8 protein-coding genes and 1 rRNA gene are annotated in these 14,923 nt (G+C 42.2%); all 9 read left to right on the top strand.

Annotated features, from left to right (window positions below):
- Window positions 1-15: 15 nt before the first annotated feature.
- The 9 genes from nusG to FGL37_RS03105 all read left to right on the top strand — a co-directional run bounded on the left by nusG (window position 16) and on the right by FGL37_RS03105 (window position 14,871).
- On the top strand, window positions 16-561 hold the full coding sequence (gene nusG / locus FGL37_RS03145; RefSeq protein ID WP_028072658.1) for a transcription termination/antitermination protein NusG: 546 nt from the start codon (window positions 16-18) through the stop codon (window positions 559-561).
- A gap of 531 nt (window positions 562-1,092) precedes the next feature.
- The gene (locus FGL37_RS03140) at window positions 1,093-1,941 is read left to right on the top strand and encodes a TraB/GumN family protein (RefSeq protein WP_028072659.1); all 849 of its coding nucleotides are present in this window, start codon (window positions 1,093-1,095) and stop codon (window positions 1,939-1,941) included.
- Window positions 1,942-2,177: 236 nt separating this feature from the next.
- On the top strand, window positions 2,178-2,621 hold the full coding sequence (rplK, locus tag FGL37_RS03135) for a 50S ribosomal protein L11 (protein ID WP_028072660.1): 444 nt from the start codon (window positions 2,178-2,180) through the stop codon (window positions 2,619-2,621).
- A 22-nt stretch (window positions 2,622-2,643) separates the two neighbouring features.
- The gene (gene rplA / locus FGL37_RS03130) at window positions 2,644-3,342 is read left to right on the top strand and encodes a 50S ribosomal protein L1 (RefSeq protein WP_028072661.1); all 699 of its coding nucleotides are present in this window, start codon (window positions 2,644-2,646) and stop codon (window positions 3,340-3,342) included.
- A gap of 2 nt (window positions 3,343-3,344) precedes the next feature.
- The gene (gene rplJ, locus FGL37_RS03125) at window positions 3,345-3,863 is read left to right on the top strand and encodes a 50S ribosomal protein L10 (RefSeq protein ID WP_028072662.1); all 519 of its coding nucleotides are present in this window, start codon (window positions 3,345-3,347) and stop codon (window positions 3,861-3,863) included.
- A 79-nt stretch (window positions 3,864-3,942) separates the two neighbouring features.
- On the top strand, window positions 3,943-4,320 hold the full coding sequence (gene rplL / locus FGL37_RS03120; protein WP_002992785.1) for a 50S ribosomal protein L7/L12: 378 nt from the start codon (window positions 3,943-3,945) through the stop codon (window positions 4,318-4,320).
- A gap of 168 nt (window positions 4,321-4,488) precedes the next feature.
- Window positions 4,489-8,298 (top strand): DNA-directed RNA polymerase subunit beta, encoded by a 3,810-nt coding sequence (gene rpoB / locus FGL37_RS03115; protein ID WP_028072663.1) that lies wholly within the window; start codon window positions 4,489-4,491, stop codon window positions 8,296-8,298.
- Between the two features lie 72 nt (window positions 8,299-8,370).
- The gene (rpoC, locus tag FGL37_RS03110; protein WP_028072664.1) at window positions 8,371-12,648 is read left to right on the top strand and encodes a DNA-directed RNA polymerase subunit beta'; all 4,278 of its coding nucleotides are present in this window, start codon (window positions 8,371-8,373) and stop codon (window positions 12,646-12,648) included.
- Between the two features lie 695 nt (window positions 12,649-13,343).
- Window positions 13,344-14,871, top strand: a 16S ribosomal RNA gene (locus tag FGL37_RS03105).
- Window positions 14,872-14,923: the final 52 nt, after the last annotated feature.

Below are 14,923 nucleotides of genomic sequence, written 5' to 3'. Positions count from 1 at the left end.
TTTTCAATAATATTTATGGCAGATCAAGGTTTAAAATGGTACGTAGTTCGTGCTGTAAGTGGGAAAGAGAAGAAAGTAAAGCAATATATTGATGCCGAGGTTAGTCGTTTAGGTATTGAGCACTTGGTTCCTCAAGTGTTGATTCCGATGGAAAAATATTACTTGATGCGCGATGGTAAGAAGGTTGCCAAAGAACGTAACTACTATCCTGGATATGTGTTGTTAGAGGCCGCTCTTGATGGTGAATTAGAACACATCATCAAAAATATCAATAGCGTCATTGGGTTCTTGGGTGATAAGGCAGGTAATGCTGTGCCTTTGCGCCAATCTGAAGTAAACCGCATTCTAGGTAAAGTGGATGAGATGGCAGAGCAAGGTGAAACTATCAATGTCCCTTACTATGTGGGTGAGACTGTAAAGGTAAACGATGGTCCGTTTAATGGTTTCACAGGTGAAATTGAAGAGGTACATGAGGATAAAAAGAAGTTGATCGTCATGGTGAAGGTTTTTGGCCGGAAGACTCCTCTCGAATTGAACTATATGCAAGTCGAAAAAGAATAAGATTAGTAATTAACGATAGAGAAAAGCTTTTCATGAAAATTGAAAGGCTTTTTTTGTTTCTTAGGCTAATGAAAAGGCCAGCGGACGGAATGCAGGCCATTATAGTTGGTGAGAAAATCGGAGCGGCTGCTAATCGTTACAGTGGCAAAATAGCTTCCGGTGCTTAGATTGCAGAAATCCCATTTGCGTTGGAGACTGAGGGGGATGGATGTAGAGCCATACTGCCAATTTTGAAGGGAAACGACAGGAGGGAAATCCGTGACGTCGTGTCGGTACCTCGCGTGGATGATGTTGTTCGTGGAGCAGATACGGTATTTGTTTAATATATAACTCGAGGTTGTGGTATATATGATTCATATTTTCTATTTTTAAGGAGTTACTAAATTTAAATATGGACCTAAAAAATTGTAGCTATAATCGCTGTTTTAGCGTTTGTGTATATCTTTTATCTAATGTCGGTGAGATTATTCGAGGATTTGAGGATGGTTTTAACGCGGGCAGAAACTAATAAGAACCTTATAATTAATATACATGAAAAAACATTTTATTCTTCTATTACTCTTCTTTTTTGTCACTTTTGGTGGCTTTGCTCAGGGCAATTCGATGCTATGGAAAATTTCTGGGAATGGACTTAAACAAGACTCCTATTTGTTCGGAACGATCCATATGCTGTGCCCCGATGATTTTGAAATTAAACAGAAATGCCTGGATGCCATTAATTCGAGTCAAAAAATCGTTTTTGAAGTTGATCTGTCAAAACCTGAAAACATACAGGTCGTGCAGGCTTTCGCTGCTCCGGACCCTGATTTTGTGAAACAGTTTGAAGAAGCAGATGTGAAAAAAATGGATAGCATCTTGGTGTCTCAACAGCTTTCTATTAAGCTATTGGACTATATGTCACCCGTGACTGCCATGTCTTTATTCGCGATGAAAGGTTTTAACTGCCCTGATCCAACCAAAATGAAATCCTATGAAATGGACTTGGCTGCGCTGGCAAAAGCGCAGGGAAAGGCTGTTGGTGAGCTTGAAACTCCTGATTTTCAATTCAATCTATTAAAAGATTTGATTACGCCAAAGTTATTTATGGAGTCCGTGTTTCAGTTGGATAAGTATCCTGCGCTGACAGCTAAGATGGTAGCGGCCTATAAGAATGAAAACTTAACTGAGTTAACGGAATTGATTCAGGATCCGACTTGGATGACAGCTGAACAGAAAGAAAAGCTCTTGGCAGGACGGAATGTAAACTGGACAACGATTATTCCGGATTTAATCAAGGAACAAAGCTGCTTCGTTGCTGTAGGAGCTGGACACCTGTCTGGTGAAAAGGGTTTGATCTCACTACTTCGTAACAACGGATATACTGTGACGGCGGTCAATTAAAAACATTGTCCTATGTGAAAACGGGATGATTCTAGCATATTGGAACACCGGTTAGCATATCCGTGAGGAAAAATCATAAATTCCTGAAAAATTAAAAGTTAGATACTTGCAGGATTCAAATCTTCTTGTTAACTTTGCACCTCGGTTGTTGATAGTTATGCTGTCGCGCCGATAAATGTTACGTTATTTGCTTCCAACTTACTAACAGACATTTAACATATTAAATTCAAAACAAAATGGCAAAAGAAGTCAGTGCGTTAGTAAAATTACAAGTTAAGGGCGGAGCTGCGAATCCTTCACCTCCAGTAGGACCTGCATTAGGTGCTAAAGGTGTGAATATCATGGATTTCTGTAAGCAGTTCAATGCTCGTACGCAAGACAAACCAGGTCAAGTATTGCCTGTTGTCATTACAGTTTATGCGGATAAGTCATTTGATTTTATCATCAAGACTCCACCGGTAGCAGTTCAGTTGAAAGACGCTGCTAAATTGAAAAGTGGATCTGGCGAGCCTAACCGTAAAAAAGTTGCGGCTATCACTTGGGAACAAGTTGAGACAATCGCTAAAGATAAAATGCCTGATTTAAATGCATTTACTGTAGAGGCTGCTATGCGAATGGTAGCTGGTACAGCACGTAGTATGGGTATTACTGTATCAGGTAATGCTCCTTGGAACAATTAATTAAGAAATCAATTTAAGAAAAGTGGCTAGATTAACAAAAAATCAAAAAGCGGCACTATCCAAAATTGAAGCTGGTAAAGCATACTCTTTGAAAGAAGCTTCGGCTTTAGTTAAAGAAATCTCATTGACCAAATTTGATGCTTCTGTGGATATCGACGTTCGTTTGGGCGTAGATCCTCGTAAAGCTAATCAGATGGTTCGTGGTATTGCGACATTACCTCACGGTACTGGTAAAACTGTTCGTGTTTTAGTTTTATGTACGCCTGATAAGGAAGAAGAAGCTAAAGCGGCAGGTGCGGACTACGTAGGTTTAGATGATTACATCAGCAAAATTGAAGGTGGTTGGACTGACGTTGATATCATTATTACTATGCCTAGTGTTATGGCTAAAGTTGGTAAATTGGGTCGTATTTTAGGTCCAAGAAACTTGATGCCTAACCCTAAAACTGGTACAGTTACGACAGAAGTTGGTAAAGCTGTAACAGATGTAAAAGGTGGTAAGATCGATTTCAAAGTTGACAAAACCGGTATCATCCATACTTCTATTGGTAAAGCGTCGTTCGATGCAGATAAAATATATGATAACGCCTTAGAGGTATTACAAACTCTAGCTCGTTTGAAACCATCTGCAGCAAAAGGAACTTACTTTAAAAGTATTCACATTTCCTCAACCATGAGTCCTAGTATTCATATTGAGACTAAATCAGTAGCAGGTATTTAATCATGAGAAAAGAAGAAAAACAAGAAATTGTTCAAGCTTTGGCCGAACAGATTAAATCTTACGGTAACTTCTATATTACCGATACTGCTGATTTGAGCGTTGAGAAAGTGAATGGCATTCGTCGCAAATGTTTTGAGCAAGGTATCGAAATCAAAGCGGTAAAAAATACGTTGATCAAGAAAGCGTTAATTGAAGCTGGTGTTGATTCAGAGGAGTTATTTGATACACTTAAGGGTGCGTCAACATTGATGTTCGCTGAAACAGGTAATGCACCTGCTAAATTAATCAAAGAGTTGCGTAAATCTGGTGACAAACCAGTATTGAAAGCAGCTTATATCGATTCAACTGCATTCGTTGGAGATAATCAATTGACTACACTAGTTAATCTTAAATCTAAAAACGAACTTATCGCAGACGTTATCGCATTGCTTCAATCTCCTGCGAAAAATGTTATTTCAGCTCTTCAATCAGGAGGAAATACGATTTCAGGTTTAGTAAAAGCTTTAGAAGAAAGAGGTTAACGAATCCTCTCGAACATAAACATTCGTTACAATTTAATTAACAATATTTAATAAAGAACATTCAAAAATTCAAAATAAAATGGCAGATTTAAAACAACTTGCTGAACAGTTAGTTAACTTAACAGTAAAAGAGGTTAAAGAATTAGCTGATATCTTAAAAGACGAGTATGGCATCGAGCCTGCTGCTGCTGCTGTTGCTGTAGCTGCTGCTCCAGCTGAAGGTGGTGCTGCTGCTGCTGAAGAGAAAACTTCATTTGACGTTATCTTGAAAGAAGCTGGTGGTCAAAAATTGGCTGTAGTTAAATTGGTTAAAGATTTAGCTGGATTAGGCTTGAAAGAAGCTAAAGATTTAGTTGACGGAGCACCTAAAGAATTAAAAGCTGGTGTATCTAAAGACGAGGCAGAAGCTTTGAAAAAACAATTAGAAGAAGCTGGTGCTGTTGTTGAGATTAAATAATCTCAATTAATTAGCCCTAAAAGGTTTAGACTCTGACGATTTTTCGTCAGAGTCTATTCCTATTTATATCAATACGCCACTATGCTGTGTATATGCTGGGCACAGTGGACACGTGGTTTACAGCATACATGTAAGCGCAGTTTTTTTAAAACTAAAATTCATATTCCCTTGGCAAACAATAATATTCAACAAGAAAGAATAAACTTTGCGACAAGTAAGAAAGTTTTGGATTATCCGGATTTCTTAGATGTGCAATTGGAATCTTTCAAGGAGTTTTTTCAATTAGAAACTACTTCTGACAACCGCCATCAGGAAGGGCTGTTCAAGGTATTCTCGGAAAACTTCCCTATTTCTGATTCAAGAAACATTTTTGTGCTAGAGTTTTTGGATTATTTCATTGATCCTCCCCGTTATGATATCCAAGAGTGTATCGAGCGTGGCCTGACTTATAGCGTTCCGTTAAAGGCTAAGTTAAAGTTATCTTGTAATGATGAAGAACACGAAGATTTCGAAACTATTGTTCAGGATGTGTATTTAGGGACTATCCCTTATATGACTCCTAAAGGTACTTTCGTGGTAAATGGTGCAGAACGCGTAATTGTGTCGCAATTACACCGTTCACCAGGCGTTTTCTTTGGTCAAAGTAGACACACAAATGGTACTAAACTTTATTCTGCAAGGGTAATTCCTTTCAAAGGATCTTGGATCGAATTTGCAACAGACGTTAATAACGTTATGTACGCATATATCGATCGTAAAAAGAAATTCCCAGTTACTACCTTATTGCGTGCTATAGGTTACGATTCAGATAAAGATATCTTGGAGTTGTTCGACTTGGCGGATGAAGTAAAAGTTAGTAAATCTGGTCTTAAAAAATATGTTGGCCGTCGTTTAGCGGCTAGGGTATTGAAAAAATGGGTAGAAGATTTCGTGGATGAGGATACTGGTGAGGTAGTATCGATTGACCGTAACGAAATTATCCTTGAGCGTGAAACTGTTCTAGAGGAAGATCACATTGATTTGATCATTGAAGCTGGTGTTAAGTCTATTATCCTAGCGAAGGACGATGAGTCAAATAATGCAGATTATTCTATTATATATAACACTTTACAAAAAGATACTTCTAACTCGGAGAAAGAAGCGGTAGAGCATATCTATCGTCAATTGCGTAATGCTGAACCACCAGATGAGGAAACAGCACGTGGTATCATCGATCGTTTATTCTTCTCTGATAAGCGTTACGACTTAGGTGATGTGGGCCGTTATCGGATCAACCGTAAGTTGAAACTGGATACACCGGACGATATCAAAGTTTTAACACGCGAAGATATCATTGCAATTGTGAAGTATTTGATCAATTTGATCAATTCTAAAGCGGAGGTGGATGATATTGACCACTTATCGAACCGTCGTGTCCGTACTGTGGGCGAACAATTATATGCGCAGTTTGGTGTAGGTCTATCTCGTATGGCCCGTACTATCCGTGAACGCATGAATATTCGCGATAACGAGGTGTTTACACCTACGGATTTGATTAACGCACGTACTTTGTCGTCGGTAATCAATTCATTCTTCGGAACAAACCAGTTATCTCAGTTTATGGATCAAACCAATCCACTTGCTGAGATCACACACAAGCGTCGTTTGTCAGCCTTGGGTCCAGGTGGTCTTTCCCGTGAGCGCGCAGGTTTCGAGGTGCGTGACGTTCACTACACACATTATGGCCGTCTTTGTACGATTGAAACACCGGAGGGACCAAACATCGGTTTGATTTCTTCCTTGGCAGTGCACGCGAAAATCAACCATTTGGGCTTTATTGAAACTCCTTATCGTAAAGTGAAGGATGGTAAAGTGGTGGTTGACGAGCCTGTGGTTTATTTATCAGCGGAAGATGAAGATGGAAAAACAATCGCACAAGCGAATGCTTTGTATGATGACAAAGGTAATTTCGAAGATGCGAAAGTTAAAGCGAGATATGAAGGTGACTTTCCAATTATCGAGCCGGAAATGCTTGATTATATGGACGTCGCGCCAAACCAGATTACCTCTATTGCGGCATCATTGATTCCTTTCTTGGAGCACGATGACGCCAACCGTGCGTTGATGGGTTCGAACATGCAACGTCAAGCTGTACCTGTATTGCGTCCGCAAGCCCCTATCGTAGGTACTGGTCTTGAAGGCCGTGTAGCGAAAGACTCACGTACGTTAATCAATGCCGAAGGTCACGGTGTGGTAGAATACGTAGATGCTGACGAAATTAAGATCCGTTATGACAGAACTGATGATGATCGTCTCGTATCATTTGATGATGATGTCAAAACATATAAATTGATCAAATTCAAGAAGACCAACCAAAATACTTGTATGAACTTGAAACCTATCGTGAAGAAAGGTCAGCGAGTGGAGCCAGGACAAGTATTGTGTGAGGGGTATGCTACTGAAAATGGTGAATTGGCGCTGGGTCGTAACTTGAAAGTAGCATTCATGCCTTGGCAAGGATATAACTTTGAGGATGCGATCGTAATCTCTGAGCGTGTTGCAAAAGAAGACTGGTTTACTTCTCTTCACATTGAGGAATTTGAACTTGAGGTTCGGGATACCAAACGTGGTGAAGAAGAATTAACAGCGGATATTCCTAACGTATCTGAAGAAGCGACAAAAGACTTGGACGAAAACGGTATTATCCGTATCGGTGCAGAAGTTGGTGGTGGTGATATCTTAATCGGTAAGATCACGCCGAAAGGTGAGTCTGATCCTTCTCCAGAGGAGAAATTATTACGCGCAATCTTTGGTGACAAAGCCGGCGATGTAAAAGATGCTTCATTGAAAACTCCGCCTTCATTGAAAGGCGTTGTGATCGATACCAAGTTATTCTCCCGTGCGAAAAAAATGTCCAAAGAAGTTGAGCGTAAGACTCTAGAGAAATTGGAAGTTGCTCACGACAGAGCCGTTAAATCCTTGAAAGATCGTTTGGTTGAAAAGTTATTCACCATCGTGAATGGTAAGACAAGCCAAGGGGTATACAATGTATATAAAGAGTTGTTGGTAGCTAAAGGTGCTAAATTTACACAAAAAATCTTAGCAGAATTGGATTATAACAACATCAACCCAATGGGATGGACAACTGACGAAGATAAAAACGAGCTGATCAAAATGGCTCTTCATAACTACAATATCAAAATTAATGAAGAGTTGGGATCGTTCAAACGTGATAAATTTGCCGTGTCTGTGGGTGATGAACTTCCATCAGGAATTGTGCAGATGGCCAAAGTTTACGTTGCTAAGAAACGTAAGTTGAAAGTAGGGGATAAAATGGCCGGTCGTCACGGTAACAAAGGTATCGTTGCACGTATCGTACGTGATGAGGATATGCCATTCTTAGAAGACGGTACACCAGTTGATATCGTGTTGAACCCACTGGGGGTACCTTCACGGATGAACTTAGGACAGATCTACGAAACCGTATTGGGTTGGGCTGGTCAAAAATTAGGTGTTAAGTTTGCGACGCCTATCTTTGATGGTGCTGAAATGGATCAGGTACAAGATTGGGTGGCGAAAGCAGGTTTACCAAAATCTGGACGTACTTATTTGTACAACGGATTGACAGGAGACCGTTTCGATCAACCGACAACAGTGGGTGTTATCTACATGTTGAAATTAGGTCACATGGTTGATGATAAAATGCACGCACGTTCAATCGGTCCGTACTCATTGATCACACAACAACCTTTGGGTGGTAAAGCACAATTCGGTGGTCAACGTTTCGGTGAGATGGAGGTTTGGGCATTGGAAGCATTCGGTGCATCTAACATCCTTCAAGAGATCTTGACCGTGAAATCGGATGATGTGGTTGGTCGTGCCAAAACTTACGAAGCGATCGTTAAGGGCAACAATCTTCCAACGCCATCGGTACCAGAATCGTTCAACGTATTGGTACACGAGTTACGCGGATTGGGTCTAGATATCACATTGGATTAATTAAGCAATTAGGGCTTTGAAGGGCTCCAGTCCTTCAAAGCTTCTTTATACAGCTTTAACTTTTGTATAAGTATGTCTTACAAAAAAGATAATAAAATTAAAAGCAACTTCACTTCGATTACGATCAGCTTGGCTTCTCCAGAGACTATTTTGGAACGCTCAAGTGGTGAAGTTACAAAACCAGAGACGATTAACTATCGTACCTACAAACCCGAACGTGACGGTTTATTCTGTGAGCGTATTTTCGGTCCGGTAAAGGACTACGAATGTCACTGTGGTAAATACAAACGTATCCGTTACAAAGGTATCGTGTGTGACCGTTGTGGTGTTGAGGTAACTGAGAAAAAAGTACGTCGTGAGCGTATGGGACACATCAACTTGGTGGTTCCTGTCGCGCATATCTGGTACTTCCGTTCTCTTCCTAATAAAATTGGTTATTTATTGGGACTTCCTACCAAGAAATTGGATATGATCATTTACTACGAACGTTATGTGGTTATCCAGGCTGGTATCAAGGAAGAAGACGGTATCAACTTTATGGACTTCTTGACGGAAGAAGAATATTTAGATATTTTAGATACCTTACCAAAAGAAAATCAATATTTAGACGACAACGATCCTCAAAAATTCGTTGCTAAGATGGGTGCTGAGGCATTGGAAGATTTGTTGAAACGTATTGATTTGGATCAATTGTCATACGATTTACGTCACCAAGCTGCCAATGAGACTTCACAACAACGTAAAAATGAAGCATTAAAACGTCTTCATGTTGTTGAAGCTTTCCGGAGCTCACGTGAGAATATCGAGAACCGTCCAGAATGGATGATTGTGAAAATTGTTCCGATTATCCCACCGGAATTACGTCCTTTAGTGCCTTTGGATGGGGGCCGTTTCGCGACTTCGGATTTGAACGACTTATATCGTCGTGTGATTATCCGTAACAATCGTCTGAAACGTTTGATCGAAATCAAAGCTCCTGAAGTTATCTTACGTAACGAAAAACGTATGCTTCAAGAAGCGGTAGACTCTTTGTTTGACAACTCACGTAAAGTGAACGCTGTTAAGACAGAAGGGAACCGTGCATTGAAATCTTTATCTGATATTTTGAAAGGTAAACAAGGACGTTTCCGTCAAAACTTATTGGGTAAACGTGTGGATTATTCTGCTCGTTCGGTAATTGTTGTGGGTCCGCACCTAAAATTACACGAGTGTGGTCTTCCTAAAGATATGGCTGCAGAGCTATACAAGCCATTTATCATCCGTAAGATGATTGAGCGTGGTATTGTAAAAACTGTAAAATCCGCTAAAAAAATCGTTGACCGTAAAGATCCTGTCGTATGGGATATCCTTGAAAATGTATTGAAAGGCCACCCTGTATTACTTAACCGTGCGCCTACGCTTCACCGTTTGGGTATCCAGGCTTTCCAACCGACTTTGGTCGAGGGTAAAGCTATTCAGTTGCACCCATTGGTGTGTACAGCATTCAACGCCGATTTTGACGGTGACCAGATGGCGGTTCACTTGCCTTTAGGTAATGCTGCAGTTTTGGAGGCTCAAATTTTAATGTTGGCTTCACACAATATTTTGAACCCAGCGAACGGATCACCAATCACTGTACCATCTCAAGACATGGTATTGGGTCTTTATTATATTACTAAAGGCCGGAGAAGTGCAGGTGACCATATCGTGAGAGGTCAAGATATGACTTTCTATTCGGCAGAAGAGGTAATTATTGCTCTAAACGAGAAAAAAATTGACCTTCATGCTTGGATTAAAGTCAAAACAAAAGTTAGACAGAAAGATGGAAGCATCGTTGATACCTTATTGGAGACAACAGTAGGTCGTGTGATCTTTAATCAGGTTGTTCCTGATGAGATGGGCTTTGTCAACGAATTGCTGACTAAAAAATCTTTGCGTAATATTATCGGTGAGATCGTGAAGACTACGGGTATGGCCCGTGCTGCACAGTTCTTGGACGATATGAAAGAATTAGGTTATCAAACGGCGTTCAAAGGCGGGCTTTCGTTCAACTTGGAAGATTTGAATATTCCTGCTGCGAAAGCTGAGTTGATCGCTCAGGCGACCAATGAAGTTGAGGAGGTAATGAACAACTATAACATGGGTTTCATTACCAACAACGAACGTTACAACCAGATCATCGATATTTGGACACGTATCAATAACCGATTGACTGCACACGTAATGGATATTCTTTCCAACGATAACCAAGGGTTCAACTCTGTGTATATGATGTTGGATTCTGGAGCCCGTGGATCGAAAGAGCAGATTCGTCAGTTATGTGGTATGCGTGGTTTGATGGCTAAACCTCAGAAGTCTGGTACTTCAGGTGGTGAAATTATCGAGAACCCGATCTTGTCAAACTTTAAAGAAGGTTTGTCCGTATTGGAGTACTTTATCTCTACCCACGGTGCGCGTAAAGGTCTTGCCGATACGGCGCTGAAAACGGCGGATGCGGGTTACTTAACGCGTCGTTTACATGACGTAGCGCAGGATATGATTGTGGTGGAGCAAGATTGTGGAGGTTTACGTGGTATTTATACAACGGCATTAAAAGACAACGACGATATCGTTGAGCCATTATACGATCGTATTTTAGGACGTACACCGTTGCACGACGTGGTGCATCCGGATACTGGAGAATTAATTGTTGCTGCAAATGAAGATATCACTGAAGAGATCGCGGATACAATTGAGAAAGTTGGCATCGAAGGAGTTGAGATCCGTACAGTATTGACTTGTGAATCTAAACGTGGTGTGTGTGCTTGTTGTTATGGTCGTAACTTAGCTTCTGGTAAACGCGTTCAACTGGGTGAAGCTGTCGGCGTTATTGCTGCACAGTCTATCGGTGAACCGGGTACACAGTTGACACTTCGTACGTTCCACGTAGGGGGTACGGCATCTAACATCGCCGCCGACTCGAGCATCATTTCTAAATACGATGGTAGAATCGAATTTGAAAACGTACGTACGGTTTCGCAGACAGGTGAGAACGGCACACATCAAGTTGTCTTAGGACGTTCTGGTGAGGTTAAAATCATCGATGCACATAATAAAATTGTTTTCCAACAGAATATCCCGTACGGTTCGCAGTTGTTCGTAGAAGACGGCAGCACAGTATCTAAGGGCGATAAATTGGTGGAATGGGATCCATATAACGCTGTCATTATCTCTGAATTTGCCGGTAAGGTGGAATTTGATGCAATTATCGAAGGTGTAACCTATCGTGAAGAGTCTGATGAGCAAACCGGCCACAAAGAGAAAGTAATTATTGAGACACGTGATAAAACGAAAAACCCATCTATCAAGATTTTAGATAAGTCAGGAGAAGTTATTCGTACGTATAACATACCGGTTGGAGCACACGTTGCAGTCGCTGACGGTGTTACAGTAAAAGAAGGTGGTATTTTGGTTAAGATTCCGCGTTCAACAGGTAAGACTCGAGACATTACGGGTGGTCTTCCACGTGTGACTGAATTGTTTGAGGCGCGTAATCCATCGAATCCTGCTGTTGTTACTGAAATTGACGGTGTGGTTTCATTAGGTGGTGTTAAACGCGGTAATCGTGAAATATCTATCGAGTCTCGCGATGGTCAGATCAAGAAGTATTTGGTGCCACTTTCGAAGCATATCCTTGTTCAGGACAATGACTTCGTGAAAGCAGGTATGCCGTTGTCAGATGGCTCAATTTCGCCAGCGGATATCTTGGCTATCAAAGGACCGGCGGCTGTTCAGCACTACATTGTCAATGGTATCCAAGAAGTATACCGTCTGCAAGGGGTGAAGATCAATGACAAGCACTTCGAAACGATTGTTCACCAGATGATGCAGAAAGTCAATATTGAAGACCCGGGAGATACACGTTTCTTAGAGAAAGAAGCCGTAAATAAATGGGATTTCATGGAAGAGAATGATTCGCTATTTGACAAAAAGGTCGTTGTTGACGCCGGAGACTCTAACAACTTGCGTCCAGGACAAATCGTTTCTTTACGTAAGTTGAGAGAAGAGAACTCTAGTTTAAAACGTCGTGACCTGAAACTTGTGGAAGTTCGCGAAGCAATTCCAGCGACCTCAAGCCCATTGTTACAAGGTATCACTAGAGCTTCATTGGGTACGAAATCGTTCATCTCGGCGGCTTCCTTCCAGGAGACAACGAAGGTGTTGAACGAAGCTGCTATCGCAGGTAAACGTGACAATCTATTAGGTTTGAAAGAGAACGTAATTGTCGGTCACTTGATTCCTTCTGGTACAGGTATTCGCCAATATAGCAACTTAATCGTTGGTTCCCGTGAAGAATACGATCAATTGTTAGCTTCGAAAGAAGAAGATTAATCTCTTGATAGATTATCTTAATATAGAGGGTTCAAGTGTATACTTGAACCCTTTTTTTTGATAATAGTATTGTTGGTTTCACCTAGTTATTGATGGAAGATCGTTTACCCGGAGAATAACCTAGCCGCAGTCGGTTTTCAAGGAAATTGTGCGAATATGTGGGTGTTGCCTAGCTGTATCAGTGGTATACTGAAAATACTTTCGCCAAGAATACAGGGAGTTAGGTTCTATATCGAAAAATAATAAACAAAAGTCTTGGAAGTTTGTTCCAAAAGTTTCTATCTTTGCACCACTCCGCAAGGGAGGGCGGGCTGCTCCGGAAGAAGCAGCCATGAAAAAAGAAGGGTTCAACGGTAGCTGAACGCGGAAACCGGAAAAAGAAAGCCAAAAAAAACTTCAGAAAGTTTTTGGAAGTCCGGAAAAGATTCCTACCTTTGCAGTCCCGTCGGAAACGGCGGGGAAACAAAAAAAGATAAAAGAGGGCGCAATGCCATCGGAATACAGCGGATACGGAAGTTGAAGCGCATAAAGTTCTTTAATAACACACAATCATGTAGCGTGACGAGTAGGCAGACAGACGAAAGTCGGAAGTCATGGAACAGATTCAAGTAATCCGTTCAATTCGGTCCGAGATCAGAGATATTAAAAAAAGAATTCTGATTATTATAAATAGTCGGAATCAAAAACTTCATTTTACAATGGAGAGTTTGATCCTGGCTCAGGATGAACGCTAGCGGCAGGCCTAATACATGCAAGTCGGACGGGATCCATCGGTAGCTTGCTATCAATGGTGAGAGTGGCGCACGGGTGCGTAACGCGTGAGCAACCTGCCTCCATCAGGGGGATAGCCTCTCGAAAGAGAGATTAACACCGCATAACATAATGTTCCGGCATCGGGATATTATTAAATATTTATAGGATGGAGATGGGCTCGCGTGACATTAGCTAGTTGGTAGGGTAACGGCTTACCAAGGCGACGATGTCTAGGGGCTCTGAGAGGAGAATCCCCCACACTGGTACTGAGACACGGACCAGACTCCTACGGGAGGCAGCAGTAAGGAATATTGGTCAATGGGCGGAAGCCTGAACCAGCCATGCCGCGTGCAGGATGACTGCCCTATGGGTTGTAAACTGCTTTTGTCCGGGAATAAACCTCCTTACGAGTAGGGAGCTGAATGTACCGGAAGAATAAGGATCGGCTAACTCCGTGCCAGCAGCCGCGGTAATACGGAGGATCCGAGCGTTATCCGGATTTATTGGGTTTAAAGGGTGCGTAGGCGGCCTGTTAAGTCAGGGGTGAAATACGGTGGCTCAACCATCGCAGTGCCTTTGATACTGACGGGCTTGAATCCATATGAAGTGGGCGGAATAAGACAAGTAGCGGTGAAATGCATAGATATGTCTTAGAACTCCGATTGCGAAGGCAGCTCACTAAGCTGGTATTGACGCTGATGCACGAAAGCGTGGGGATCGAACAGGATTAGATACCCTGGTAGTCCACGCCCTAAACGATGATAACTCGATGTTGGCGATAGACAGCCAGCGTCCCAGCGAAAGCGTTAAGTTATCCACCTGGGGAGTACGCCCGCAAGGGTGAAACTCAAAGGAATTGACGGGGGCCCGCACAAGCGGAGGAGCATGTGGTTTAATTCGATGATACGCGAGGAACCTTACCCGGGCTTGAAAGTTAGTGGAGGATGCAGAGACGCATCCGTCCTTCGGGACACGAAACTAGGTGCTGCATGGCTGTCGTCAGCTCGTGCCGTGAGGTGTTGGGTTAAGTCCCGCAACGAGCGCAACCCCTATGTTTAGTTGCCAGCATGTTATGGTGGGGACTCTAAACAGACTGCCTGTGCAAACAGTGAGGAAGGTGGGGACGACGTCAAGTCATCATGGCCCTTACGTCCGGGGCTACACACGTGCTACAATGGACGGTACAGCGGGCAGCTAGCTGGCAACAGCATGCTAATCTCTAAAAGCCGTTCACAGTTCGGATCGGGGTCTGCAACTCGACCCCGTGAAGTTGGATTCGCTAGTAATCGCGTATCAGCAATGACGCGGTGAATACGTTCCCGGGCCTTGTACACACCGCCCGTCAAGCCATGAAAGTTGGGGGTACCTAAAGCATGTTACCGCAAGGAGCGTGTCAGGGTAAAACCGATAATTGGGGCTAAGTCGTAACAAGGTAGCCGTACCGGAAGGTGCGGCTGGAATACCTCCTTTCTAGAGCATCGCGGACCGTTGCCCGTCACGTACCACATGATTGAAAAGAAGA

The sequence above is a fragment of the Sphingobacterium thalpophilum genome (assembly GCF_901482695.1).
GTDB classification, from domain to species: domain Bacteria; phylum Bacteroidota; class Bacteroidia; order Sphingobacteriales; family Sphingobacteriaceae; genus Sphingobacterium; species Sphingobacterium thalpophilum.
Note: the sequence above shows the minus strand (reverse complement) of the source record. Positions and strands in the feature narration are given on the sequence as shown.